This is a genomic window from Streptomyces sp. TLI_55, from assembly GCF_900206255.1.
Classification (GTDB): domain Bacteria; phylum Actinomycetota; class Actinomycetes; order Streptomycetales; family Streptomycetaceae; genus Streptomyces; species Streptomyces aquilus.
Genome location: NZ_OAOJ01000001.1, coordinates 7,374,408 through 7,400,891 on the forward strand (window position 1 = coordinate 7,374,408; position 26,484 = coordinate 7,400,891).

19 protein-coding genes and 1 pseudogene are annotated in these 26,484 nt (G+C 71.9%); 15 read left to right on the plus strand and 5 right to left on the minus strand.

Annotation, left to right across the window (positions count from 1 at the left end; genetic code table 11):
* Positions 1-283: 283 nt before the first annotated feature.
* The 5 genes from CRP56_RS33785 to CRP56_RS33805 all read left to right on the plus strand — a co-directional run bounded on the left by CRP56_RS33785 (position 284) and on the right by CRP56_RS33805 (position 6,388).
* Positions 284-2,296: an SWIM zinc finger family protein gene (locus CRP56_RS33785; RefSeq protein WP_097270506.1), complete on the plus strand. Its 2,013-nt coding sequence runs from the start codon at positions 284-286 to the stop codon at positions 2,294-2,296.
* Positions 2,297-2,553: 257 nt separating this feature from the next.
* Positions 2,554-3,486 (plus strand): hypothetical protein, encoded by a 933-nt coding sequence (locus CRP56_RS33790; protein ID WP_257041389.1) that lies wholly within the window; start codon positions 2,554-2,556, stop codon positions 3,484-3,486.
* A gap of 111 nt (positions 3,487-3,597) precedes the next feature.
* Positions 3,598-4,905, plus strand: coding sequence for a bifunctional 3-oxoadipate enol-lactonase/4-carboxymuconolactone decarboxylase PcaDC (gene pcaDC / locus CRP56_RS33795; RefSeq protein WP_097270511.1), 1,308 nt, complete (start codon positions 3,598-3,600; stop codon positions 4,903-4,905).
* 34 nt (positions 4,906-4,939) lie between these two features.
* Positions 4,940-5,575: an MBL fold metallo-hydrolase gene (locus CRP56_RS33800; RefSeq protein WP_097270512.1), complete on the plus strand. Its 636-nt coding sequence runs from the start codon at positions 4,940-4,942 to the stop codon at positions 5,573-5,575.
* Between the two features lie 30 nt (positions 5,576-5,605).
* On the plus strand, positions 5,606-6,388 hold the full coding sequence (locus CRP56_RS33805) for an exodeoxyribonuclease III (RefSeq protein WP_097270515.1): 783 nt from the start codon (positions 5,606-5,608) through the stop codon (positions 6,386-6,388).
* A gap of 1 nt (position 6,389) precedes the next feature.
* Here the strand turns inward: CRP56_RS33805 and CRP56_RS33810 are convergent.
* A pseudogene (locus tag CRP56_RS33810) lies at positions 6,390-7,969 on the minus strand (GDSL-type esterase/lipase family protein).
* A 195-nt stretch (positions 7,970-8,164) separates the two neighbouring features.
* Between CRP56_RS33810 and CRP56_RS33815 the strand changes: the two are divergent.
* Both CRP56_RS33815 and CRP56_RS33820 read left to right on the plus strand, forming a co-directional pair.
* Positions 8,165-8,572 carry a DUF6278 family protein gene (locus CRP56_RS33815; protein WP_059195372.1) on the plus strand — a complete coding sequence of 136 codons (408 nt, stop codon included), beginning with the start codon at positions 8,165-8,167 and terminating at the stop codon, positions 8,570-8,572.
* Between the two features lie 128 nt (positions 8,573-8,700).
* Positions 8,701-9,444: an amino acid ABC transporter ATP-binding protein gene (locus CRP56_RS33820; RefSeq protein ID WP_097270517.1), complete on the plus strand. Its 744-nt coding sequence runs from the start codon at positions 8,701-8,703 to the stop codon at positions 9,442-9,444.
* A gap of 152 nt (positions 9,445-9,596) precedes the next feature.
* Here CRP56_RS33820 and CRP56_RS33825 read toward each other — a convergent pair whose 3' ends face one another.
* Positions 9,597-11,165 carry a CocE/NonD family hydrolase gene (locus CRP56_RS33825; RefSeq protein WP_097270519.1) on the minus strand — a complete coding sequence of 523 codons (1,569 nt, stop codon included), beginning with the start codon at positions 11,163-11,165 and terminating at the stop codon, positions 9,597-9,599.
* Positions 11,166-11,281: 116 nt separating this feature from the next.
* The gene (locus tag CRP56_RS33830) at positions 11,282-12,040 is read right to left on the minus strand and encodes a hypothetical protein (RefSeq protein ID WP_179851186.1); all 759 of its coding nucleotides are present in this window, start codon (positions 12,038-12,040) and stop codon (positions 11,282-11,284) included.
* Between the two features lie 144 nt (positions 12,041-12,184).
* Between CRP56_RS33830 and ggt the strand changes: the two genes are divergently transcribed.
* Positions 12,185-13,972 (plus strand): gamma-glutamyltransferase, encoded by a 1,788-nt coding sequence (gene ggt / locus CRP56_RS33835; protein WP_097270523.1) that lies wholly within the window; start codon positions 12,185-12,187, stop codon positions 13,970-13,972.
* Here ggt and CRP56_RS33840 read toward each other — a convergent pair.
* Positions 13,967-16,510 carry an ATP-dependent Clp protease ATP-binding subunit gene (locus CRP56_RS33840; protein WP_097270525.1) on the minus strand — a complete coding sequence of 848 codons (2,544 nt, stop codon included), beginning with the start codon at positions 16,508-16,510 and terminating at the stop codon, positions 13,967-13,969. The genes ggt and CRP56_RS33840 overlap by 6 nt on opposite strands.
* Before the next feature lie 253 nt (positions 16,511-16,763).
* Complete coding sequence (gene map, locus CRP56_RS33845; RefSeq protein WP_097270527.1) at positions 16,764-17,537, minus strand: type I methionyl aminopeptidase; 774 nt, start codon at positions 17,535-17,537, stop codon at positions 16,764-16,766.
* A 33-nt stretch (positions 17,538-17,570) separates the two neighbouring features.
* Here map and CRP56_RS33850 point away from each other — a divergent pair, with 33 nt between their 5' ends.
* From CRP56_RS33850 to hydA, 7 genes are all read left to right on the plus strand, one after another.
* Entirely contained in the window at positions 17,571-17,822 is a 252-nt protein-coding gene (locus CRP56_RS33850; RefSeq protein WP_097270529.1) for a helix-turn-helix domain-containing protein, read from the plus strand.
* Between the two features lie 144 nt (positions 17,823-17,966).
* On the plus strand, positions 17,967-20,174 hold the full coding sequence (locus tag CRP56_RS48595) for a hypothetical protein (protein ID WP_257041392.1): 2,208 nt from the start codon (positions 17,967-17,969) through the stop codon (positions 20,172-20,174).
* A gap of 170 nt (positions 20,175-20,344) precedes the next feature.
* Positions 20,345-21,187 carry a nitrilase-related carbon-nitrogen hydrolase gene (locus CRP56_RS33865; RefSeq protein WP_059195365.1) on the plus strand — a complete coding sequence of 281 codons (843 nt, stop codon included), beginning with the start codon at positions 20,345-20,347 and terminating at the stop codon, positions 21,185-21,187.
* The gene (locus CRP56_RS33870; RefSeq protein ID WP_097270530.1) at positions 21,184-22,467 is read left to right on the plus strand and encodes an aspartate aminotransferase family protein; all 1,284 of its coding nucleotides are present in this window, start codon (positions 21,184-21,186) and stop codon (positions 22,465-22,467) included. The genes CRP56_RS33865 and CRP56_RS33870 overlap by 4 nt, the downstream gene beginning before the upstream one ends.
* A 25-nt stretch (positions 22,468-22,492) precedes the next feature.
* Positions 22,493-24,040 carry a PucR family transcriptional regulator gene (locus CRP56_RS33875; protein ID WP_097274712.1) on the plus strand — a complete coding sequence of 516 codons (1,548 nt, stop codon included), beginning with the start codon at positions 22,493-22,495 and terminating at the stop codon, positions 24,038-24,040.
* Between the two features lie 155 nt (positions 24,041-24,195).
* Positions 24,196-25,038 (plus strand): nitrilase-related carbon-nitrogen hydrolase, encoded by an 843-nt coding sequence (locus CRP56_RS33880; RefSeq protein WP_059195362.1) that lies wholly within the window; start codon positions 24,196-24,198, stop codon positions 25,036-25,038.
* A 31-nt stretch (positions 25,039-25,069) separates the two neighbouring features.
* Positions 25,070-26,473, plus strand: a complete 1,404-nt coding sequence (gene hydA / locus CRP56_RS33885) for a dihydropyrimidinase (protein WP_097270532.1) — start codon at positions 25,070-25,072, stop codon at positions 26,471-26,473.
* The last annotated feature ends 11 nt before the right edge of the window (positions 26,474-26,484 follow it).

A 26,484-nucleotide genomic window follows, 5' to 3' on the forward strand; every position in this document is an offset into this window, starting at 1 on the left:
GGCTGCGGGTCGGTCTGGGGGCCGTGGGGAGTCTGCTTCGGGTCGGTCTGAGGCGCTTGGGGAGCTGGCTCTGGGTCAGTCGGGGAGGCATGGGGAGCCGGCTCCGGGTCGGTCTGGGGGCCGCGGGGAGTCTGCTTCGGGTCAGTCTGAGGCGCCTGGGGAACCCGCTCCGGGTCAGTCGGGGAGCCATGGGGAGCCGGCTCCGGGTCGGTCTGGGGGCCGCCGGGAATCCGCTCCGGGCCAGTCTGGGACGCCTGGGGAGCTGGCTCCGGGTCAGTCTGAGATGCCTGGGGAACCCGCTCCGGACCAGTCGGCGAGCCACAAGCAACCAGCTCCGGACCAGTCGAGGCCCGAAGGCGCCCCCGCTGAGGGCGCCCCGGACCCGGCCGGACCCGGCAGCGCCTTCGGCGTCGGGACGGCCGACCGGGCCGCCCCGGACAGGGCCGCCGACCGTGTGCGGGAAGCCCTGCGCGCCGCGCGCAAGGAAGCGCGGCGGGCTCAGCAGGAGGACGCGGTCGAGGTCGCCCGGGGCAGGCGCCCGGCACCGCGGTCGACTCCGATGGCATCCGGCTCCCCGCGTGGCGGGCGAGGCGAGGGTGTGCGGGCCCGTGACCTCCGGGCACTCATCGGTGACGCCTTCAGCATGCCCCGCGAGGAGGACGAGCCGACCGGGCGCGAGGACGGCTCTTCGCTCCCCGGCGACGACAGCCAGGCAGGCCACGGCAGTTCGGCCAACTCGGCAGCCGCCCACGGCACTTCGGCCGACTCCGCATCTGCCCACGGCACTTCGGCCGACGCCGCGTCTGCCCACGGCAGTTCGGTCGACTCCGCCGCCACCCGCACCGCCACCCCACCGATCACACCGCCCACCAGCCCCGCACCCCGCACCGACCCAGAGATCGAGCCGGACACCGCCCCCACCTGGCCGACGCCCCCGACGCCTCCCACTCCTTCATCCCGCCGCAACGCAGACCCGCACTCGCCCACCGCAGCGACAGCCACAGCCACAGCCCCCCACCACCCTCGCTCCATGGCCGCCCCCGGCCGGGACGGTGAACTCCGGCGTACCTTCCCGGCGTTCGGCCCCCGAGCCGCGGACGGTGAGCACGGCTTCGCCGAGACCTGGTGGGGCAACGCCTGGGTCAGGGCGCTGGAGGAAGGCGCCCTGGACGTGAAGCGGCTCGCGCGCGGACGCGGGTACGCCGAGCAGGGGAACGTGGACGCCATCACCGTGACCCCCGGGCTGGTGCTCGCGTACGTGCAGGGGAGCCGTCCGCGCCCCTACCGGGTCCAGGTGCGGCTGCGGACGCTGGACGACGCGGAATGGCAGTGGTTCCTGGACGCCGCCGCCGAACGGCCCGGGCACATCGCCGCGTTGCTCGACAAGGAGATGCCGCATTCGCTCGCCGAGGGCAGGGCGCGGCTGCTCCCCGGCCCCGGCGAGCTCGACCCGCACTGCAGCTGCCCGGACCGCGGCCACCCCTGCAAGCACGCCGCAGCGCTCTGCTACCAGACGGCCCGCCTGCTCGACGCCGACCCCTTCGTGCTGCTCCTGCTGCGCGGCCGGGGCGAGCGCGAACTCCTTGACACGCTCTCCCGGTTGAGCGCCGCGCGCGCGGCCCGTGCCGCCCAGGAGAAGGGCCCGGCGCCCCTGCCCGGCGTGCGCGCCACGGAAGCCCTCGCCCCCAGGCAACTCCCGCCCCTCCCAGCCCCTTTGCCCGTGCCGCCGCACCCCCAGCAGCCCCCGGTCTATCCGGCCGCCCCGGGCGGCCCGGACCCCTTCGCGCTGGACCAGCTCGCGACCGACGCCGCGGCCCGCGCCCACGCCCTGCTCGCCACCGGCCGCGACCCGGTCGCCGAGCTGACGCTGTGGCAGGACGCGGTGCGGCTCGCCGCGGCCCGCCCCGGTTCCGGCCTCACCGCCGCCACCCGCTCGCTGTACGCCTCCCTCGCCTCCGCCGCCGACCGCACCCCGTCCGATCTGGCGCGCGCGGTCGCCGCCTGGCGGCAGGGCGGATTCGAGGGGCTCGCCGTACTGGAGGAACCCTGGGACCCGCCGGCCGGCCGCTTCGACCGGGCCCGCCCGCTCCTCCTCGCCGCCGACCTCCCGGCCTTCCGCCCCTGGCGCAACCGCCTCACCCACCCCCGCGGCCATGTCCAACTCCGCCTGGGCCGCGACGGGTTGTGGTACGCCTACGAGTCCGACCCCGGCGCCGACGACTGGTGGCCCCGCGGCACGCCCGACCTAGACCCGGTCGGCGCCCTGACCGGGCTCGGGGCCTCGCCGGAGAGCTGACGTCTTTCCCGCACCCGCTTCATGCGCCCATTTCATGCACCGAGTCGCCACACATCGCGTGACGGCGGTCGGCACATGAGCCATTACACTGCCGCGATGTCGCCGCGCGACACAGCGAACTGACACAGAAACACCTCGGGGGACGAGACATGGCAACGGGCGGATGGGGCCCCGGCACGGGCCCGGGAGGACAGACCGGACATCCTGGCGGCAACGCAGGCGGCGGTCAGGGCTGGGGGCCGCCGCCCGGGCAACCAGTGAACAACCCCTACGGGCTGCCGCCCCAGGGCGGCCCCCACGGGCCGGCGGCGCCGCAGAACCCGTACCCGCCGCAGAACCCGTACCCCTACGTGCCCCCGGCCCCCGTGCCCACGCGCGGCCGGGCGCCGCGCCGCCGCAGCCGGCTGTGGTTCTTCTCCCTGCCCTACCTCACCGGCGGCATCATCCGCTCCGCGCACCGCGTCGCCGCCCGCCTCTTCGTGCAGGCGGGCCAGGATCACATCCAGGACCGCACCGTGGACCGCGTCCAGACGGCCCGCACCGTCCTCGGCGCCGCCGCCACCGTCGTCCTGTTCCTCGTCTACGGCACGGACAAGGGCGGCTGGCAGGACGCGGCGGCCGGCAGTGCCGCCCAGGCGCTCGTCGCCCCGGTCCTGCTGATCGTCGGCGGCCCCCTGATCATCCTCGGGTTCATCTACTACGCGCCCCCGCACCTGCGGCCCCATCTGCGCTCCCGGCTCCGGGTGCCGTTGAAGGCGGTCGGCTGGTACGTGACGACCGTGGTCGTCCTCGGCGGAACCCTCTTCGGGATCGCCCAGGCGGCCAAGGCCGACCTGAGCGGCTGGCAGGGGTTCTGCCTGGGCATCGTGGGGCTGGTCGCGCTGGCCTGGGGGCTGCCCTTCTTCGTCCTGGCCTCGCTCTACTCCGCCCGCAGCGCCTTCAACACCGGCCACGTCCACCCGATGCTGCCGCCCGTGGTGACGATGGTGTTCGTGTGGGTGTTCGCGATCTTCAACTTCATCGACAGCGGGATGCCGGCCCAGGGTCCGCCCGGCGTGCAGCTCTGTTCGCTGGTGGGCGGCCCGGTGTCGGTGACCGTCGTCGGCCTGTGGGAACTGCGGCGCATGCGCACCCGTTACGGCGTCAGGGTCCGCGGCCAGGCCCCCGCCCCGGCGCCCGGCGTCCAGTAGCGCGCCTTCGGTGAAGGCCCTGTGAGGGTTCGCCGTCGATGTGCGGGAGCCAGGTGTGGGGACTGGGGGCCCAGGGGCCGGGCCCTCGGAAACGGCGGTTAGCGTGGAGCGGTGAGTGAGACGCAGACCCCCGCCCTCCAGTACCGCCTCGACGGCCCGGACGACGCTCCGGTCCTCATCCTGGGGCCCTCGCTCGGCACCACCTGGCACATGTGGGACCGCCAGGTCCCCGAGCTGGCCAAGCAGTGGCGGGTCTTCCGGTTCGACCTGCCCGGCCACGGCGGCGCGCCCGCCTACCCGGCAGGCTCGGTCCGTCACATCACCGACCGGCTGCTCGCCACCCTCGACGGCCTCGGCGTGCAGCGCTTCGGCTACACGGGCTGTGCGCTCGGCGGCGCGATCGGCCTGGAGCTGGCGCTGCGGCACCCGGAGCGGATCGCCTCGCTCGCGCTGATCGCCGCCTCACCCCGGTTCGGGACGCCGGACGAGTTCCGGCAGCGGGGCGTGATCGTCCGGACGAACGGCCTCGACCCGATCGCCCGTACGTCCCCCGACCGCTGGTTCACCGGCGGGTTCGCCGCCGCGCAGCCCGCGATCACCGACTGGGCCGTGCAGATGGTCCGCACCACCGACCCCGGCTGCTACATCGCCGCCTGCGAGGCCCTCGCCGCGTTCGACGTCCGGGCCGAACTCGCCCATGTCGGGGTGCCGACCCTCGTCCTCGTCGGCTCCGACGACCAGGTCACCGGCCCCGCGGAGGCCCGTACGCTCGTCGCCGGCATCCCGGACGCGCGGCTCGCCGTCGTACCGGGCGCCTCCCACCTCGTACCGGTGGAACAGCCCGCGGCCGTCACCGACCTCCTGGTCCGGCACTTCTCCACCGCCTGGCAGCCCGCCTACGACTCCACCACCGGCCAGATCGCGATCCCCGCGGTGCCCGTCAAGCCGGTCCTGGCCGCCGCGGGACCGCCGCCGCAGGCCGTGCCGATCGCCGAGATCGCCCCGCCCGCACCGGTGCCCCAGGCGCTGGGCGGGCGGCCGGACCCGTACGACGCCGGGCTCAAGGTGCGCCGCGAGGTGCTCGGCGACGCACACGTGGACCGGGCGCTGGCGCAGGCCGACGAGTTCTCCGGCGACTTCCAGGAGTTCGTGACCCGCTACGCCTGGGGCGAGATCTGGGACCGTCCCGGCCTCGACCGCCGCTCCCGCAGCTGTGTCACGCTGACCGCGCTGGTCGCGGGCGGCCACCTGGACGAGCTCGGCTTCCACGTCCGCGCCGCCCTGCGCAACGGTCTCACCCCGGGCGAGATCAAGGAGGTGCTCCTCCAGGCGGCCGTGTACTGCGGCGTCCCGGCGGCCAACAGCGCCTTCAAGGTCGCCCAGGAAGTCATCCGCGAGGAGACGACCCCCGAGGATTGAGCGGCCGCTGGGCCGTCGCGGCAGGATGGACCCCATGAAGCTGACCAAGAAATCGCACGCCTGTGTCCGCCTCGAGAAGGACGGCCGCACGCTCGTCCTCGACCCCGGAGCGTTCAGCGAGGCGGACGCCGCGCTCGGCGCCGAGGCGATCCTGATCACGCACGAGCATCTCGACCACTTCAACGAGGAGCGGCTGCGCGCCGCGCTGGAGGCGAACCCGGCCGCCGAGATCTGGACCCTGAGGTCGGTCGCGGAGAAGATCTCCGCCGCCTTCCCCGGCCGCGTGCACACCGTCGGCCACGGCGACACCTTCACGGCGGCCGGCTTCGACGTCCAGGTCCACGGCGAGCTGCACGCCGTCATCCACCCGGACATCCCGCGCATCACCAACGTCGGCTACCTGATCGACGGCGGCCGCGTCTTCCACCCCGGCGACGCCCTCACCGTCCCCGACCACCCGGTGGAGACGCTGATGCTGCCGGTCATGGCGCCCTGGAGCAAGATCTCCGAGGTGATCGACTACGTCCGCGAGGTCAAGCCGCAACGGGCCTACGACGTCCATGACGCCCTGCTCACCGACCTCGCCCGGCCGATCTACGACAGCCAGATCGGCGCCCTCGGCGGTGCCGAGCACCTGCGTCTCGCGCCCGGGGAGAGCACGTCGCTGTGAGTGTCAGTGGGGCCCGGTAGGTTGTCAGGCATGCGCATCGCTACCTGGAACGTGAACTCGATCACCGCCCGCCTGCCGAGGCTCCTGGCCTGGCTGGAGAGCAGCGGCACCGACGTGCTCTGCCTCCAGGAGGCCAAGCTGGCCGAGGAGCAGTTCCCGTTCGACCAGCTGCGCGAGCTGGGCTACGAGGCGGCGGTCCACGCGACCGGCAGGTGGAACGGCGTGGCGGTGCTCTCCCGTGTCGGCCTGGAGGACGTCGTCAAGGGCCTGCCCGGCGACCCCGGTTACGACGGCGCCCCCGAGCCCCGCGCCATCTCCGCGACCTGCGGCGGCGTCCGGGTCTGGTCGGTGTACGTGCCGAACGGCCGCGAGGTGGACCACCCGCACTACGCCTACAAGCTCCAGTGGTTCGAGGCCCTCAAGGCGGCCGTCGCCGGGGACGCGGCGGGCAGCCGCCCGTTCGCGGTGATGGGGGACTACAACGTGGCGCCGACGGATGACGACGTCTACGACGTGGCCGCCTTCGAGGGCCTCACCCATGTCACCCCGGCCGAGCGCGCGGCCCTCGCCGCCCTGCGCGAGGCGGGCCTCTCGGACGTGGTCCCGCGCCCCCTGAAGTACGAGCACCCCTTCACGTACTGGGACTACCGCCAGCTCGGCTTCCCCAAGAACCGCGGCATGCGCATCGACCTGGTGTACGGCAACGAGCCGTTCGCGAAGGCCGTCACCGACGCCTACGTGGACCGCGAGGAGCGCAAGGGCAAGGGCGCCTCGGACCACGCCCCGGTGGTCGTGGACCTGGACGTCCCGTAGTTCACAGCAGTTTCAGGTCAACGGCCCCCGCGAGGGCGGCCAGCCCCGGGTCCCCCGGATGCAGATGGTCCCCGCTGTCGTACGCGGGCAGCATCCGCGCCGGGTGGTCCGGGTCCCGGTCGGCGAGCTCGCGCAGCCCGGCGATCACTTCGTCGGCCGTGGCGCCCCACCGCAGGTCGTTGACGCCCTGGAAGACGACCGCCGTACGCGCCGAGGTCTGCGCGAGGACGTCCCGGTCGAAGCGGTGCAGGGCGCTCACCCCGCCGGTGTCGGTGGAGACGCCGTCGCCGGGACAGCGGTCGGTCACCACGCGGTTCGCGGAGATCCCCTGGTTGAGCACGCCGTAGTGCGGGACCTCGTCCTGGGCGAGCAGCCGGTCCGCGAGCACGTCGGGCCAGCGCCGGTCGGCGTCGGCCGTCGCCTTCTCCCCGTCGGTGATCGAGTCCCCGAGCAGCACCACCGACCCCGGCCCGCCGCCCACGTCCACCCCGGTCAGCACCGGCCAGCTGGTCAGGGCGGTGGTGTAGGCGGTCCCCGAGGCGTCCGCCGTGCGGTCGCCCGCCTCGCTGACGTACGACCGCTGCCGCGCGAGCCGGTGCACGGGCGCCGCCGCCACCGTCCCCGGCAGCCGGAAGCTCACCAGCAGACCGCTGTCCGCGGGCACCTCGAAGTCGAGCGGATCGCTGAACACCTGCGCCCCGGCGGCCACTTCGACGCCCGCCGAACCCCCGAAGGCCACCGCGCCCGGCGCCTCCCGCGCCGCCGCGCCCGCGGCCTGGACCGCCACCGTGGCGCTCCCGATCCGCACCGGCTCCGCCGCGAAGGTGTTGTCGAACCGCAGCCGCACCCGAGGCCCGCCCACCGAGGTGTGCACGACAAGCCGCAGCGTACGGTCGCTCCACGGCCCCACCGCCGGGTATCCGGCGGTCGCAGCCGCCCAACTCCCCGTCCAGCCGGGCGTGTCGCCGCGCACGGACACGGCGAACACATGCAGACCAGGCGAGTTGGGCAGCCGTACCGAGGCGACCTGCCCGCCGGGGGGACGAGCGGCACTGTCACGACGTACAGCCGTGCCTGCGCCGTGAGTTGACCGCCGGGCGTGTTCACGTGCGGCAGTGCCAGCGCCTTCGTGGCGAGCGGGCCGGTGCGCCAGTCGGGGGCGGTCAGGCGGTACGACGTGGTCGTGCCGTTCGCGTACGACACCGACCCCGTGCCCGTCACGTCGCCGCCGTCCGTGCCCGCCACCAGGAAGGCGAGCGCGTCGCCGCGTCCGGGCACGTGTACCGACTGGCCGGCGGCCCGCACGTTGTCCGGCTTGCCCGGTTCCCGGCGCGGCCACGTCAGCCGGGTCCGCTGCACGGTCAGTGTCCGGCCCGGCGTCCAGCCCGCCGCCGTCAGGTCCGCCGCCGACAGTGAGGCGCCGGCGCCGTCGAAGTCCGCCTCGCCGGCGCGGGCGTCGTCGCTCACCGCGGTGTTGTCGAAGAGCCGCTCCAGCGGCAGGGGTTCCGTGGCGCCGCGCACCGGCGCCGCCCGCACGGGAGCGGTCGGCGTCAGGGCCGCGAAAAGGGAGAGGACAAGCATGGACACGCGGACACCGCGGCGCACCGATTCCCCCGTTCACGACCGGTCAGGACGAGACGTGTGACGCAGGGTGAAGGTAGGGAGACCCTGGGTGAGACGTCAACGCGCCATGCGCGAACTCGGCGCGAAGTCGCCCGGAATCCACTGCCCGCGCGCCTGTGGTGCGCACGCCGGTGCGAATGACACGCTGGACGTATGAAGATCCCTTTTCTGGGCAACCGGCGCGAGGAACCCGGGGCGCACGACGCCGAGGGCATCGCCGAACTCCTCGCCGAGTGTGAACTGCTGCGCCATCAGGCGGCCCGGTCCGGTGTCCAACTGGACGACACCGTCGCCTCGTTGGAGGACCTCGACCAGCTGGTGCCGCGATGGCGGGACGACGCCGAGGTGCTGGAGTGGCTCGGCAATGACGCCGGGCTGTATCTCGGGACGGTGATCGTGCGGACCGTGCCGGGCGCCGTGTGGGGGATCCGGGCGGACGGCCAGCCGGTGATCCGGCTCGCCTCCGGCCGGGAGTTCGACGTGGTCGCCGACGGTCACGACTGGGCGGCGAGCGGGGTGCCCGAACTCTCCCAGGTCTATGGCGAGGTGGCGGAGGCCTGACGCGGCACCCATATAAGTGGGGCATAAATACGGCTAATGCCCGAAAAGTGCGTGTCGTGTATTAACTCAACTGTTGTCTGGATAGGTTGCGGCAACCGCGACACAGCTGAGAGTGGGTAGGGCTGGGCATGGCCGTCGATCCGTTGATCGAGCTGCGTGACGTCAACAAGTACTACGGGGAGCTGCATGTCCTGCGGGACATCAACCTCACCGTCGGCAAGGGGGAGGTGGTCGTGGTCATCGGCCCGTCGGGGTCGGGAAAGTCGACACTGTGCAGGACGATCAACCGGCTGGAGACCATTCAGTCCGGGGAGATCCAACTGGACGGACAGCCGCTGCCGGAGGAGGGCAAGGCCCTCGCGGGGCTCCGCGCCGAGGTCGGCATGGTCTTCCAGTCCTTCAACCTCTTCGCCCACAAGACGGTCCTGCAGAACATCTCGCTCGCCCAGGTCAAGGTCCGCAGGCGCAAGAAGGACGACGCCGACCAGCACTCGCGCCAACTCCTCGACCGCGTCGGACTCGCCGACCAGGCGGGCAAGTTCCCGGCGCAGCTCTCCGGCGGCCAGCAGCAGCGCGTGGCCATCGCCCGCGCCCTCGCCATGGAGCCCAAGGCGATGCTGTTCGACGAGCCGACCTCGGCTCTCGACCCGGAGATGATCAACGAGGTCCTCGAAGTCATGCGGCAACTCGCCCGCGACGGCATGACCATGGTCGTCGTCACCCACGAGATGGGCTTCGCCCGCGCCTCCGCCAACCGCGTGGTCTTCATGGCCGACGGCCGCATCATCGAGGACCGCGCCCCCGACGCGTTCTTCACCCACCCCGAGAGCGACCGCGCCAAGGACTTCCTGTCCAAGATCCTTAAGCACTGACGGGGCGCTGCCCCACCTCGACTACGATGTGCCGTTCATCCCTGTGATGAAGGCGATCTCGCCGCTGCCCGGTGGGGAACCCCCCACGGCCCCGGGACCGTAGGGGGTGGCAGCTCACAAGAGCCATACCCGCCCGGCGCGTAGGCCGGAGATCACTGCTCGCGCAGCGGAATCGACACGTACGACGGGTCGTTCGCCGGTGAGGAGAAGGTCAGCTGCGCGCCGGACGGGTTGTGCTCGATGTAGAGCGGGTCGACCGTGTCGACGACCAGGGCGAGACGATGCCCCGCCGGGACGTCGTAGGCCGTGGAGTACAGCTCCAGGTCGAGGCCGAACGCCGCGCCCGGCGTGCGCCCGTGGAAGGTGTACGGCGCGTGGGTCACCAGCTTGCCGAGGCCGAGCGGGCCCACGTCGTAGAGGTAGGCGACGAGGGTGCCGCTCTCATCGGTCGGGGTGACGGTGGTGTGCAACGTCGTGGTGCCGCGCACCTGTTGGGCGGTCGCGTACTTCTCCGACTGCCAGACGGCCGCCCAGCGGCGGGGGAGCAGGGGGATCGAGGCGACCGGGGGGATCCGGGCGACCTGGTCGAGGATGCTGGAGAGGAAGACGACGCCGCCGTCCGCGCCGGAGTCGACGTTGGTGTGGAGGGTGGTCGTGCCGGACAGGGCCAGTTTCCTCGTCGTGGCGCCGACCGACTTCCAGTCCCGGTACCCCTCGTAGCCGCCGGTGGAACGGGACTTGAGCTGGACGGGCTGCTCGCGGTCGATGCCGTTGTCGTCGCCCTGGAGGTAGTGGTCGAACCAGCGCCCGGTGTCCGTCCACACGTCGTTGGGGAGCCCGAACAGGCCCGTCAGTTCGGCGGTCGCGTGGTCGCCGGGGCGCAACTCCAGTCTCTTGGGACCGGTCAGCTTCTCGTAGAAGTCGGCGGACTGGTTGGGCGGGAAGATCGAGTCGCCCCACGCGTTGGCCATCATCACCGCCGCGCCGTTCTTGTTCAGCTGGTCCACATATGTGGCGGCAGAACGTTTCTTCCCCCAATTGATCATGTCCTGTTCCTTGGACAGGTTGGAGGCGTAGAAGTTGTCGAAGATCTCCCGGATCTCGGGGCTCTGCCGTCCCGTGACGATGCTCGCGCCGTCCAGCAGCCCGCCCGCCTGGACGTGCTGGGTGCGGCCCGAGTAGATCGAGTCGATGAGGTCTGCCCAGCCGCTGAGCGCGGCGACCGCCTTCACGCGCTTGTCGTGCGCGGCGGCGAGGAGGCTGATGCCGGCGCCGTACGAGACGCCGCCCATGCCGATGTGCTGTGCGTCGGACGGGGTGTTGGCGAGCGCCCAGTCGATGACCTTGGAGGCGTCGGCTATGTCGGGCGGGCCCGCCACTTCTATCTGGCCGCCCGACTGCCAGAAGCCGCGTACGTTGTAACTGACCACGACATAGCCGGAGTTCGCGAGCTTCTGCGCCTGCGCCAGATACTCGACCTGGGGCAGGCCCCAGCTCGTGGGGAACACGATCAGCGGGTAGCGCCGTGAACCGTCCGCGCCCGCCGGGGTGATGACGTTCGCCTTGAGGACGGTGCCGCCGTCACCGGCGATGTCGACGAATCGTATGCCGCCCGTCGAGGCCTGGGCGGCCGGGGCGAACCCGAGGGCGCTGCCGGCGATCAGCGTCGCGGAGACGGCGCCCACGGCGGTCGTGCGCAGGGCCTTGCGATGGTGTCCCACGGGTCACTCCTCACTCGTGTCAGTGCAAAGTGACCGAACGGTAACCTCGGCTCTTTACCGGAGGTAACCCGTCGGTAAGTTACGTGGGAGTAACGATTGTTGTCGTGTGAATGAATTCAGGACGCGCGGTGCGAGTTGCGGGGAGTCGGCGGGGTCGGCAGCGGGGTCTGTGCCGCCCGGGTCACGTCGGCGACCAGCTCGGCGACGTCCGGGCCGTACGCCTGTGAGTTGACCACTTTCAGCAGCAGCACGAACGAGTTGTTCCCGTGCTTGCGGGCCAGACGTTCGTGGTTGCGGGCCAGATAGCGGGTCGCGGCCTGGTTGGTGATGGCGGTCTGGCCGCAGAACAGGAACACCGGGCGGCTCTGGCCCGGCTGACCGGCCGTGAGCCGCGCCAGCAGCACGTGTTCGCTCTGTCCCTTCTCCATCCGGTAGCGCTCGCTGCCGATCTGGAAGGCCAGCCGGTCGGGCCCCGGCTCCGGATCGAGATTGACCCGCACTCCGGGCAGCATGGCTTGCATGTGGGCCTGCATGCGGCGGTTCGACCCGGGCCCGCCCACGCAGAACTCCGTCCGCTCACCGAAGCCCTGCCGCGCCGCGTCCTGGGTGATCACATCGGCGTGCGCGCCGCAGTCCTTGATGAGCGCGGAGAGTTCGAGCAGCGCGAAGACGTCGTAGCGGTGCACCGCGAGGTCCGGGCCGGCCGCGTCCCGGTTGACGACGAGCAGCGACTCCGAGTGGTCGGGCAGTCCGAAGAAGGCCTGCTTGCGACGGAGTTTCCGCTTCCACAAGTAGGTCCGGGCCAGCCAGCCGAGCGTGGCACTGATGCCGGCGGCGACCACGCCCAGGACGATGTTGCGCACGTCGTCATTCATGGGCGCGCATGCTAGCGGGCCCGGATGGCTGGTACGTACTCGTGTTCGATGTGTGGCGATCTCATGACAGCTGCCCTGAATGGGGCTGTCGAGGCCCGGGTGTTGTGGTTACGCTGCGCGGACGGTCCTGGCCTGGAGGTGCGGATGCGTCGCCCTGTCGCGCGGAAACTGTCGGTGCTAGCGGTCTCGGCCGCCGTGGTGTCGGTCGGGGCGGCGGCGCCACCGACAGCCGCCACGACACCACCGAAGGTACCCGTCGCCGTCGGCTACGGCGGCGCCGTCGCCAGCGTCGACGCGGACGCCTCCGCCGCCGGCATCGAGGTGCTGAAGAAGGGCGGCAACGCCGTGGACGCCGCCGTCGCCACGGCCGCCGCGCTCGGCGTCACCGAGCCCTACTCCTCCGGCATCGGCGGGGGCGGCTACTTCGTCTACTACGACGCCAAGTCCCGTACGGTGCACACCATCGACGGCCGCGAGACGGCCCCGCTGACCGCCGACTCCGGTCTGTTCGTCGAGAACGGCCAGCCCCTCGCCTTCGCCGACGCGGTGACCAGCGGCCTGAGCGTCGGCACCCCCGGCACGCCGGCCACCTGGGCGACCGCCCTCGACGAATGGGGCAGCAGAGGACTCGGTACGGTCCTCAAGCCGGCCGAGAAGCTCGCGCGCGACGGCTTCACCGTCGACGACACCTTCCGCTCGCAGACCGCCCTCAACGAGACCCGCTTCCGCTACTTCCCCGACACGGCGAAGCTGTTCCTGCCGAACGGCGCCCTCCCTGTCGTCGGCTCCACCTTCAAGAACCCCGATCTCGCCCGCACCTACGCCGAGTTGGGCAAGAAGGGCGTCGGCGCGATCTACCACGGAGACCTCGGCGACGACATCCTCGACACCGTCAACAAGCCTCCCGTGGACCCCGCTTCGGGCTGGAAGGCCCGCCCGGGCAAGCTGACGGAGAAGGACCTGGCGGCCTACGAGGCCAAGCTCCAGAGGCCGACGAAGACCTCCTACCGCGGCCTCGGCGTCTACTCCATCGCCCCCTCCTCCTCCGGTGGCACCACGGTCGGCGAGGCTCTCAACATCTTGGAGAACACCGACCTCTCCAAGGCGAGCGAGGTGCAGTACCTGCACCACTACATCGAGGCCAGCCGGATCGCGTTCGCCGACCGCGGCCGCTGGGTCGGCGACCCCGCCTTCGAGGACGTACCGACGAAGGGGCTGCTCTCGCAGCGGTACGCCGACGAGCGGGCCGCGCTCATCAAGGACGACGCGGTGCTCACCAGCCCGGTGGCGCCCGGCGACCCGCGCACCCCCGGCTCCACGGGGACGGCGGCGCCGACGACGTACGAGGGCGAGAACACCACGCATCTGACGGTCGCCGACAAGTGGGGGAACGTCGTCGCCTACACCCTCACCATCGAGCAGACCGGCGGCAGCGGGATCACCGTGCCGGGACGCGGGTTCATTCTCAACAACGAGCTGACCGACTTCTCCTTCGTGCCCGCGAACCCGGCCGTGCACGACCCGAACCTGCCCGGGCCGGGGAAGCGGCCGCGGTCGTCCATCTCGCCCACCATCGTGCTCGACCGGCACAACAAACCGGTGGTGGCGCTGGGTTCACCCGGTGGGGCGACGATCATCACGACCGCGCTTCAGGTGCTGACCGAGTTCGTCGACCGGGGGCTGCCGCTCGTCGACGCGATCGCCGCGCCGCGGGCGAGTCAGCGGAACCAGACGACCACAGAGCTGGAACCGGCGCTCTACAACGGTGAGTTGAGGAAGCAGTTGGAGGCGCTCGGGCATGGGTTCCGGTTGAACGCAGAGATCGGGGCGGCTACGGGGGTGCAGCGGTTGCCGGGTGGGAAGTGGCTGGCCGCCGCCGAGACCGTACGGCGTGGCGGCGGCTCGGCGCAGGTGGTGTACCCCGCGTCATAGTTCGGGGGCGGGCGGCTCGTTCTCCGTACGGAAGGCGAGCTGCCCGTCGTCCACGTCCACCGTCACCCGGTCACCCTCCCCGACCCGCCCGTCCAGCAGCAGCCGCGACAGCTGGTTGTCGACCTCGCGCTGGATCGTGCGGCGCAGTGGGCGGGCGCCGTACTCCGGCTGGTAGCCCTTGCGGGAGAGCCAGTCGACCGCCGTCTCCGTGAAGTCGACCGTGATGCCCTGGGCGTGCAGCAGGCGGCGGGTGCGGTCCAGCAACAGGTTGGTGATCTGCCGGAGCTGCTCCTCCGTGAGCTGGCGGAAGACGACGATCTCGTCGATGCGGTTGAGGAACTCCGGGCGGAAGTGCTCGCGCAGCGGGCGCAGGATCTGTTCGCGCCGCGCCTCCTCGTCGGCCTCCGCGCCGCCCGCGCCGAAGCCGATGCCGGCACCGCGCCGGGTGATCGCCTCGGAGCCCAGGTTGCTGGTCATCACCACGACCGTGTTGGTGAAGTCGACCGTGCGGCCCTGGGAGTCGGTGAGGCGGCCGTCGTCGAGGACCTGGAGGAGGATGTTGAAGACGTCCGGGTGCGCCTTCTCGACCTCGTCCAGCAGCAGCAGCGAGTACGGGTGCCGGCGGACGACCTCCGTCAGCTGGCCCGCCTCCTCGTGGCCGACGTACCCGGGCGGGGCGCCGACCAGACGGCTGACGGTGTGGCGTTCCTGGTACTCGCTCATGTCCAGGCGGACCATGCGCTCCTCGCTGCCGAACAGGGCCTCGGCGAGCGCGCGGGCCAGCTCCGTCTTGCCGACGCCCGTCGGGCCGAGGAAGAGGAAGCTGCCGATCGGGCGGTCGGGGCTGGCGAGCCCGGCCCGGGAGCGCAGCACCGCGTCGGAGACGACCCGGACCGCCTCCTCCTGGCCGACGACCCGCTGGTGCAGGTGTTCCTCCAGGCCGAGCAGCTTGTCCTTCTCCTCCTGGGTGAGGCTGGCGACCGGGATGCCCGTCTGCCGGGACACCACCTCGGCGATCGCCTCCGCCGTCACCTCCAGATTCTGGCCCTCGTCCGCCTCGCCGCCGCCGGACGCCTCGCCGATGCGCTGCTTCAACTCCGTGATGCGGTCGCGCAGTTGCATGGCCTGCTCGTACTGCTCGTCGGCGACGGCCTGGTCCTTGTCCCGGACGAGCTGCTCGACCTCGCGCTCCAGGGCGCGGACGTCCGTGCCCTTGGTGCGCGCCCGCAGTCGTACCCGTGCGCCCGCCTGGTCGATGAGGTCGATGGCCTTGTCGGGCAGTCGGCGGTCGGGGAGATAGCGGTCGGACAGTTCGACGGCCGCCGTCAACGCCTCGTCGATGTAGCGGACTTGATGGTGGGCCTCGTAGCGGTCGCGCAGGCCGCGCAGGATCTCCAGCGCGTCCGCGACGGACGGCTCGGGCACGAGGATGGGCTGGAAGCGGCGGGCCAGCGCCGCGTCCTTCTCGATCCGGCGGAACTCCTCCAGCGTGGTCGCGCCGACGATGTGCAACTCACCGCGCGCGAGGGCGGGCTTGAGGATGTTGCCGGCGTCCATGGAGGCGGCCTCGCCGCCACCGCCCGCGCCGACCACGGTGTGCAGCTCGTCGATGAACACGATCAGCTGGTCGGAGTGCGCGCGGATCTCGGAGACGATCGAGTTGAGGCGCTCCTCGAAGTCGCCCCGGTAACGGGTGCCCGCGACCACGCCCGTCAGGTCGAGGGCGACGACCCGCCGTCCGATGAGCACGTCGGGCACGTCCCCGTCGGCGATCCGCTGGGCGAGCCCCTCCACGATGGCGGTCTTGCCGACGCCCGCGTCACCGATGAGGACCGGGTTGTTCTTGCCGCGCCTGGACAGCACCTCGATGGTCTGCTCGATCTCCTCGTCCCGCCCGATGACCGGGTCGATGCCGCCCCGCCGGGCCAGGTCCGTGAGATCGCGGCTGTACTTGTCGAGGGTCGGGGTGCCGGTGTCGCGCGGCGCGTCGGTGCGGGCGGTGCCGCCGTCGGGCGCGGCCTCGGGCGGCAGGCCGGTCGGCGCGAAGTGGGCCGAGTTGAGGATGTGGCCCGCCGCCGAGTCGGGGTTGGCGGCCAGCGCGCTCAGGACGTGCTCGGGGCCGATGTGACCGGCGCCGCGGGACCGGGCCAGGTCGTGCGCGTCGAGCAGGGCCCGCTTCGCGGCCGGGGTCAGCGAGAGCGAGGTCGGCGGCGGCACCTCGCCCGGCGGGTGCAGTACCGGGCCCGACCGCTCGTCGATCTCCGTCGCCAGTTCGTCGGGGTCGGCGCCGGCCCGGCTGAGCAGACTCCGGGTCGGCTCGGCGGACAGCGCGGCCCGCAGCAGATGCTGGGTGTCCAGGTCCCGGCTGCCGTGCTCGGCGGCGTACTGGGCGGCACCCCGGACCAGCTCCCGGGCCGGTTGGCTGAGCAGCTGGCCGATGTTGATCTGCCGGGGGCCGGGGCGGGGCCCGCCGAAGAAACGGGCGAGGAACTCGCCGAAGGGGTCGTAGCCTTCGGGTCCGCTGAAGCCGCTGGTCATGGCCGTTCCCATCCGGCGTCCCTGCGGGGCCCGGGACGCCCTCGCTGATCGACGTGCCGGAGTCGGGTAACCCGGGCCGCGCCCGGTTACACCTGCGACCACTGCTCCGTCGTACGACCCACGTGCACCTCCACGGCGGACACCCGGCCGCGCGCGGGCCGCCCTGGCGCTCGTAGAACACGATCGCACGATCGTTGCCCGCGAGCACCTTCAGGACGGGCCTCCGGCCGGACAGGGCAGGTGGCGGGCGCCGTCAGTCGTTGCGTGCCGTCAGGATGCGGGGGCCCGCGTCCGTGATCGCCACCGTGTGTTCGGCGTGGGCCGCGCGGGAGCCGTCGTTCGTGCGCAGGGTCCAGCCGTCGGCGTCGGCGTGGTAGCCGTCCGTGCCGCCGCCGATCACCATGGGCTCGATCGCCAGCACCATGCCGTGCCGCAGCTTCATGCCGCGCCCGGGACGGCCCTCGTTCGGGACGCCCGGGTCCTCGTGCATCCGGCGGCCGATGCCGTGGCCGCCGAAGCCGTCCGGGATGCCGTAACCGGCCGCGCGGCACACCGTGCCGATCGCGTGCGCGATGTCGCCGATCCGGTTGCCGACGACGGCCGCAGCGATCCCGGCGTCCAGCGCCCGCTCCGCCGCCTCGATCAGGCGCAGGTCCGCCTCGCGCGGGGTGCCGACCGTGAAACTGATCGCCGAGTCGCCGACCCAGCCGCCGAGTTCGGCGCCGAAGTCCGCGGAGACGAGGTCGCCGTCGCGCAGCCGGTAGCGGGTCGGGATGCCGTGCACGATCGCGTCGTTCACGGAGACGCACAGGACGGCCGGGAACGGGGTCGGCGCGAACGAGGGCCGGTAGCCGAGGAACGGCGACGTCGCGCCCGCCCCGCGGAGCACCTCATGCGCCACCTCGTCCAGCTCCAGCAGGGAAACGCCCACGTCGGCGGCCTTGCGCACGGCCGTGAGGGCACGTCCGACGACCTGCCCGGCCTCGTACATGGCGTCGATCGATGTGTCTGTCTTCAGCTCCACCATGCCAATTACTATACCGGTATTAGAATGGGTGCCATGGTGCGCACCCCCCTGACCCCAGAAGAGCGTGAACGCGGCGAGCGGCTCGGCCGACTGCTGCGCGAGGCGCGCGGCGGCCGCAGCATGGCCGACGTCGCGACGAGCGCGGGCCTCTCGGCCGAGACCCTGCGGAAGATCGAGACCGGCCGCGCGCCGACGCCGGCGTTCTTCACGGTGGCGGCGCTGGCGCGGACGCTCGGGCTGTCGATGGACGAGATCGTGGAGAGGTGCGCGCTCGTCGTCGTGTGAACGGCGGCCGTGCGGGCCCGCACGTCACGTTCCGGAAGGTCCGGCGTACTCTGCGTCCAGTCCGAAAACTCTTCGTAGCGCGTTCGTAACACGGCTCGTGTTGTCTTACGGACCGGAGTGCTCCGGTCTGGCGGGAGTTGAACGATGGCAGTGGATCAACTCCCGGGGCGGATACGCGAGTTCGTGAACTACCTGGACGCTCTGCTGGCGCGCCTGGATCAGGGCGGCGGCTGGTGCGCGGTGTTCTGGCAGCGCGACCCCGACGGGATGCAAGCCTGTCTCGAAGGGCGTGAAGTGCCGCCCTGGGACGTGGTGGAGGCACTCCTCCAGGACCTCGTCACGGAGTACGGTCCCGCCGTCGCCGCCCCGGAGGTCGAACGGGCCCGGACCCTGCACGCCGAGGCCCTCGCCGCGTACGACGCCCGGCCCGGCGCCCGTGACGCGCTCAGCGACCGCCTCGACGTCATGCTCCGCGAACAGCGTTACGCCGCCGAACGCCAGGCGGAACTCGGCCACTTGCTCGCCACCGCCAGCACCCGGGAAGCCGCCGACGCGATCCGCCTCGACCTCGCCTGGGCCCGCGACGACCATGAACGCGCGACCGCCCGCTGCGCCGAACTCCGCACCCGCATGGCCGAGTTGGATCGCCGCACGGGGAGTGGCCAGGCCCAGGTGGTCCGGCGCGGGCAGCCGTTCGACGGCGCGGTGTTCCGCGTCGACGACGAGCCCGGCGCGGGGGGCGGGCTGCCGGGGCAGAGGGACGGTGCCGCTCGGGCGGCGGTCCACGGCGAAGGGCAGGCCGACCCCGCTGGGGGTCAGATGAGCGGTGGTGCGGCTCGGGCGGTTCGTGGTGGAGGGCAGGCCGGCCCCAGTGGGGGTCAGATGAGCGGTGGTGCGGCTCGGGCGGTTCGTGGTGGAGGGCAGGCCGATCCCGGCGGGGGCCAGGTGAGCGGCCGTGCGGCGCAGGCGGGACGTGGTGCGGGGCAGCGCCCCGGCCGTGACGCGTTCGGCGACGGGACGACGCGCATGCCGCAGCAGCGCGACGCGCGTACCGCCGCGGAGGCGGGCGGGACCGGGTGGCCGGGGGACACCGCGGGGCGGGACGGCCGGAACATGGCGTCCGGCGGCGCGCGCGGCTTCGACGGCGGTGTGCCGGGCTTCCAGGGCGCTGGCTCTGGCTTCGACGGCGTCGCGCAGGGCTTCGAGGGCGGTGTGCCGGGCTTCGAGGGCTCTGCCTCCGGCTTCGACGGCGGTGCCCCGGATTTCCAGGGCGCTGCATCTGGCTTCGACGGCGCCGCTCCGGGCTTCGAGGGCGCTGCCTCCGGCTTCGCAAGGGGTGCGCCCGGCTTCGACACCGGTGCGCCCGGCTTCGAGGGCGCTGGCCCCGGCTTCCACGGTGTCGCCCCAGGCTTCGACAACGCCGCCTCCGGCTTCGACAACGCCGCCTCCGGCTTCGACAACGCCGCCTCCGGCTTCGACCACGTCGCCCCGGGCTTCGGCCACGCCACCCCCCGCTTCGACGGCACCACCCCCCGCTCTCACACCCCCACCAGCGCCCCAACCCCCGCCCCCGAGCAGGCCACCGCCCCCGAGCAGACCCCCGACCCCGCCCCCACCCCCAAGCAGCGCAAACGCCGCCGGGGCAGTGCGCGGTTCGCCGGGATGGTCGAGGAGGACGCCGCTCCGGTCGTCGTGCCGCCCGCTGTCGAGCCGACGCTGCCCAACCCGGCCGGGACCGGTCGGCGTACCCCGCGCGGAGCCCGGTTCGCCGGGGCCGGTGCGGCGGATCAGGCGCCGGAGCCGCAGACCGAGCCGCTGGACAACCAGGACCGGCGTGAGGTGGTGCAGGCCGTCGAGCAGCTCGTACGACTGCGTCGCGAGGGGCGCAGCGGGGAGGCGCACGCCCTGCTGGTCGACGCCGCCTACTGGTCTGCCGCCCGCTTCCCCCTGCTCGCCGCCGAACTCCAGCACGCCGGGCTCGGCGCCGACTGGGCGACCCTGCTGTGGGAGGCCGCCTCGCTGCCCGCGGAGCGGCTCGTCGCGGCGGCGGACGCGCTGGTGGAGGCGGGGCGCGGCGCGGACGGGGAGCAGGTGCTGCGGCAGGGCGTCGTACGGCCCGCCGAGGAGGTCGGGCACGCCGTGCTCGGGCTCGTCCACGAGGGGCGCCGGCGCGAGGTGCGCGCCCTGCTCGACGCCTACGTCCGCGTCCGCACCCCGGAGGAGGCCGCCCGCAGCGCCGCCCCCGGCCCGCAGACCCTCGTACCGCTGCTCCTGGAGGCCGCCCGGGGGGTCTCGGAGGAGCGGCACTGGGACCTCGTCCACGCCCTCCGGGTCGCCGGTCACACCGGCTGAGGGGGCCCGCCGGACCTGCCCGCGCTCACCCACGTGAGTGTGAAACGTGATCGACTCCGCGGGTTAACGGCGATGGTCTTGGCAAGGCTCCCGGAGAGGCTTACTTTCGACCCTCTACGGCCTGCATCTACGGGCGTAGAGGCTCTGACGTCCCGTCGAAGGAGCAGCTCATGGCCAACGTCGTTCGTGCCGCTCTGGTCCAGGCCACCTGGACCGGCGACACCGAGTCCATGGTGGCGAAACACGAGGAGCACGCCCGCGAGGCGGCCCGCCAGGGTGCGAAGATCATCGGCTTCCAGGAAGTGTTCAACGCCCCCTACTTCTGCCAGGTCCAGGAGCCGGAGCACTACCGGTGGGCCGAGCCGGTGCCCGACGGGCCGACCGTGCGCCGTATGCAGGACCTCGCCCGCGAGACCGGCATGGTGATCGTGGTGCCGGTCTTCGAGGTCGAGCAGTCCGGCTTCTACTACAACACCGCCGCCGTGATCGACGCCGACGGCACCTTCCTCGGCAAGTACCGCAAGCACCACATCCCGCAGGTGAAGGGCTTCTGGGAGAAGTACTACTTCAAGCCGGGCAACGTGGGCTGGCCCGTCTTCGACACGGCCGTGGGGAAGGTCGGCGTCTACATCTGCTACGACCGCCACTTCCCGGAGGGCTGGCGCCAACTCGGCCTGAACGGCGCCCAGCTCGTCTACAACCCCTCCGCCACCCACCGCGGCCTCTCCTCCTACCTCTGGCGGCTGGAGCAGCCGGCGGCCGCCGTCGCCAACGAGTACTTCGTCGCCGCGATCAACCGTGTCGGCGTCGAGGAGTACGGCGACAACGACTTCTACGGGACGTCGTACTTCGTCGACCCGCGCGGTCAGTTCGTCGGGGACACCGCGAGCGACAAGGAAGAGGAACTCGTCGTCCGCGACCTCGACTTCGACCTCATCGAAGAGGTACGGCAGCAGTGGGCCTTCTACCGCGACCGCAGGCCCGACGCCTACGAGGGGCTGGTGCAGCCGTGAACGACCTGCTCGCACGCCATCGTTCCGTCCTCCCCGACTGGCTCGCCCTCTACTACGAGGACCCGCTGGAGATCACGCACGGCGAGGGCCGGTACGTGTGGGACGCCGAGGGCAACAAGTACCTCGACTTCTTCGGCGGCATCCTCACCACGATGACCGCCCATGCGCTGCCCGAGGTCACCAAGGCGGTGAGCGAACAGGCCGGGCGGATCATCCATTCGTCCACGCTCTACCTCAACCGGCCCATGGTCGAACTGGCCGAGAGAATCGGCCAGTTGTCCGGGATCCCGGACGCCCGTGTCTTCTTCACCACCTCCGGCACCGAGGCCAACGACACCGCCCTGCTGCTCGCGACGACGTACCGCCGCAGCAACACGATCCTCGCGATGCGCAACAGCTACCACGGCCGTTCCTTCAGCGCGGTCGGCATCACCGGCAACCGCGGTTGGTCCCCGACCTCGCTGTCCCCGCTCCAGACGCTGTACGTCCACGGCGGCGTCCGCACCCGCGGTCCGTACGCCGAGCTGAGCGACGACGACTTCATCGCGGCCTGCGTCGAGGACCTGAAGGACCTCCTCGGCCACACCCGCCCGCCCGCCGCGCTGATCGCCGAGCCGATCCAGGGCGTCGGCGGCTTCACCTCCCCGCCGGACGGGCTGTACGCCGCCTTCCGCGAGGTGCTCAGCGAGCGCGGCATCCTGTGGATCGCCGACGAGGTGCAGACCGGCTGGGGCCGCACCGGCGACCACTTCTGGGGCTGGCAGGCGCACGGGCAGCACGGCCCGCCCGACATCCTCACCTTCGCCAAGGGCATCGGCAACGGCATGTCCATCGGCGGTGTCGTCGCCCGCGCCGAGATCATGAACTGCCTGGACGCCAACAGCATCTCGACGTTCGGCGGCACCCAGATCACCATGGCCGCGGGGCTCGCGAACCTGTCGTACCTCCTGGAACACGACCTCCAGGGCAACGCACGGCGTGTCGGCGGACTCCTTGTCGAACGGCTGCGGGCCGTCGCCGCGCAGGTGCCCGGCGTACGCGAGGTCCGTGGCCGCGGGCTCATGCTCGGCATCGAGCTGGTGAAACCCGGCACCGACCAGGCCGACCCGGAGGCCGCGAGCGCGGTGCTGGAGGCGTGCCGCGCGGGCGGGCTGCTCATCGGCAAGGGCGGCGGCCACAACACCAGCGCCCTCAGAGTCGCCCCACCGCTGTCCCTCACCGTCGCGGAGGCCGAGGAGGGCGCCGCGATCCTCGAGAACGCTCTGAGGGGCATCCAGTAGCAGTACACAGCAAGGGATGTACGCCATGACCACCACCTTGGACCACTTGGCACCGGCCCTGTCCGTCCGCCAGGTCCTCACCCTGGAACGGGTGCTCGCCGGGGAGCCCGAGGTGGTGGCCGGCGCGGCCCAGCTCGACCGCGCGGTGCGCTGGGTGCATGTCGCCGAGGCCGCCGACGTGGGCGTCATGCTCAGCGGCGGCGAGATGGTGCTCACCACCGGGGTGCTGCTCGCCGGTGACGAGGGCGCGCAGGCCGAGTACATCCAGTCGCTGCACCGCGCGGAGGCCGCGGCCGTCGTCCTCGGTCTGGGCCGGGCCTTCCCGGCCCCGCCGGACGTCATGCGCCGGGCCGCCGAGCGGTGCGGGCTGCCCATGGTCGTCCTCCACCGGCCGTTTCCCTTCGCGGAGTTGACGGAGGAGGTGCAGTCCCGGCTGGTCCGGCGGAAGTTCGCGGCCGTGAGCCTCTCCGAGGCCGTCCGGACCGCTCTCACCGGCCTCATCACCGCGGGTGCCCCGCTCCAGCGGCTGCTCGACGAGGTCGCCCAGCACAGTGCCTGCCCGGTCGTCGTCACCAACCTCGCCCACCGCGTCCTCGCCACCGCGGGGGAGCGGCCGGCCGTGGACGACGTGCTGCGCGACTGGGAGCGCATCGCCCGGCAGGCCGGCGGCACCGAGGGCGACGGCTGGATCCGCGCCGAGCTGGGCGGACGCGGGGAACGCTGGGGGCAGATCCTGCTCTGCGGCTACCGCGGCGACACCGCCTCCGGACGGCTGCTCGCCGACCGGGCCGCCGAGGCGCTCGTCCTGCACCGCATGCTCGGCGGCAACTCCGCCCACACCTGGGAGGAGCAGTCCGCGCAGAGCCTGCTCACCGACCTCGTCAGCGGAGTCGTACCGGCGCGGCAGCTGCTGCCGCGGGCGCGGGCCGCCGGACTGCCCGTGAACCGGCGGACGTTCGTGCCGTTGGTCGTGCGGGACGGTGATCCGGCCGAACTCGACCGAGTCCTACGCCTGTTGGGGCTGCCGGGGCTCGTCGCCGAACTCGCCGACGGGGTCACCGCCGTACTCCTGAGCCTGGCCCGGGACCAGGACGCGGCCGTCCTGACGGCGAACTTCGCGGCCCGGCTGACCCAGACCGTCGTGGCCGCGGCCGACCCGCGTACGGCCTGGGACGACGTCCCCGCCGGGATGCGCGAGGCCCAGCACGTCGCCGACGCCGTCGCTTCCGGGGCGCTCGACCTCCCGGCCGTGGTACGCCTCAAAGACGTCCATCTACGCGGCCTGATACGGCTGTTGCGCGACGACCCGTATGTGCAGTCCTTCGCCGAGCGCGAGTTGGACGGGCTGCTGTGCGACTCGGGCCCGGGGGAGGGGCTGCTGGCCGTCCTGCGGACGTATCTCGCCACCGGCCGCAACAAGTCCCGCACCGCCCAGCTCCACCACGTCTCGCGCCCCGCGCTGTACCGGCGCCTCGAAGCGATACAGACCCGGCTCGGCGTCGACCTCGACGATTTCGAGCAGGCCGCCTCGGTGCACATCGCGCTCCTCGCGCATGACGCGCAACAGAGCTGAAACATGCCATGACCTGGGAAAACGGCGGTGAAACATGGGATCGCGCGAGGGTGACACCGTGACACGCCGCACGCCCGCAGACGTGACACGCTGCAACTCAAAGCCCGCTTTCGGACTTCCTAGCCTTCTCGCACACCGAGCGACCGGAGGTCCCGATGAGCAGAGTGATCCGTGCCGCCCTCTTCCAGACCGCGTGGACGGGCGACAAGGAATCGATGATCCAGGTACACGAGCAGGCGGCCCGCGACGCGGCCGCGCAGGGTGCTCAGGTCCTGTGCTTCCAGGAGCTGTTCTACGGGCCCTACTTCTGCCAGGTCCAGGACAAGGCGTTCTACGAGTACGCCGAGCAGATCCCGGACGGGCCGATCGTCAAGCGGTTCCAGGCGCTGGCCAAGGAGCTGGGCATCGTCCTGATCCTGCCGATGTACGAGGAGGAGCAGCCCGGCGTCCTCTACAACACGGCCGCCGTGATCGACGCCGACGGCTCGTACCTCGGCAAGTACCGCAAGCACCACATTCCCCAAGTCCCGGGATTCTGGGAGAAGTTCTACTTCCGCCCGGGCAACCTGGGCTGGCCGATCTTCGACACGAAGGTCGGGAAGATCGGCGTCTACATCTGCTACGACCGCCACTTCCCCGAGGGCTGGCGGGCGTTGGGCCTCGCGGGCGCCGAGATCGTCTTCAACCCGTCGGCCACCTCGCGCGGACTGTCCGCCTATCTGTGGCAGTTGGAGCAGCCCGCCGCGGCCGTCGCCAACGAGTACTTCGTCGGCGCGATCAACAGGGTGGGGGTCGAAGAGCTGGGCGACAACGACTTCTACGGGACGACCTACTTCGTCGACCCGGAGGCCCAGTTCGTGGGCGAGGTCGCCTCCGACAAGGAGACCGAACTCGTCGTCCGCGACCTGGACCTGGCCAAGCTCCGCGAGGTCCGCGACCGCTGGCAGTTCTACCGGGACCGCCGCCCGGACGCGTACCCGCCGCTGACCGCACCCTGATCACATCGTCCACCCTGGCAGGAGAGGGAGCATGAGCAGCCGTACCGTGATCCGCGGTGGTCTCGTCATCACCGCGTCCGACGAGATCCACGCCGACGTGCTGATCGAGGACGGCCGCATCGCCGCCCTCGCCGCCTCGGGCACGTCCGCCGCCGAAGCGTTCACCGGCGAGCGGACCATCGACGCCACCGGGAAGTACGTCATCCCCGGTGGCGTCGACGCCCACACCCACATGGAGCTGCCGTTCGGCGGCACCTTCGCCTCCGACACCTTCGAGACCGGCACCCGGGCCGCCGCTTGGGGCGGCACGACCACGATCGTCGACTTCGCCGTGCAGAGCGTCGGCCACTCCCTGCGCGAGGGCCTCGACGCCTGGCACGCCAAGGCGGAGGGCAACTGCGCGATCGACTACGGCTTCCACATGATCGTCTCCGATGTGAACCAGGAGACGCTCAAGGAGATGGACCTGCTGGTCGAGGAAGGGGTGACCTCCTTCAAGCAGTTCATGGCCTACCCCGGCGTCTTCTACTCCGACGACGGCCAGATCCTGCGCGCCATGCAGCGCTCCGCCGAGAACGGCGGCCTGATCATGATGCACGCCGAGAACGGCATCGCGATCGACGTCCTGGTGGAGCAGGCGCTGGCCCGCGGCGAGACCGACCCGCGCTATCACGGCGAGGTGCGCAAGGCCCTCCTGGAGGCCGAGGCCACACACCGCGCCATCAAGCTCGCGCAGGTCGCGGGCGCCCCCCTGTACGTCGTGCACGTCTCGGCCATGGAGGCAGTGGCCGAGCTGGCGCGGGCGCGCGACGAGGGGCTCAACGTCTTCGGCGAGACCTGTCCGCAGTACCTGTTCCTGTCCACCGACAACCTCGCCGAGCCGGACTTCGAGGGCTCGAAGTACGTGTGCAGCACGCCCCTTCGCCCCAAGGAGCACCAGGCCAAGCTCTGGCAGGGCCTGCGGACCAACGACCTCCAGGTCGTCTCCACCGACCACTGCCCCTTCTGCTTCGTCGGCCAGAAGGAACTCGGCCGCGGCGACTTCTCGAAGATCCCCAACGGCCTCCCCGGCGTCGAGAACCGCATGGACCTGCTCCACCAGGCCGTCGTCGACGGACACATCACCCGCCGCCGCTGGATCGAGATCGCCTGCGCCACCCCGGCCCGGATGTTCGGCATGTACCCGAAGAAGGGCACCATCGCCCCCGGCGCCGACGCGGACGTCGTCATCTACGACCCGCACGCCGAGCAGACCCTGTCCGTCGAGACGCACCACATGAACGTCGACTACTCGGCGTACGAGGGCAAGCGCATCACCGGCCGGGTCGAGTCCGTGCTCTCGCGCGGCGAACTCGTCATCACCGAGCGGGAGTACACCGGGCACGCAGGGCACGGCGTCTACACCCCCCGTTCCACCTGTCAGTACCTCAACTAGGAGTGGCGCCC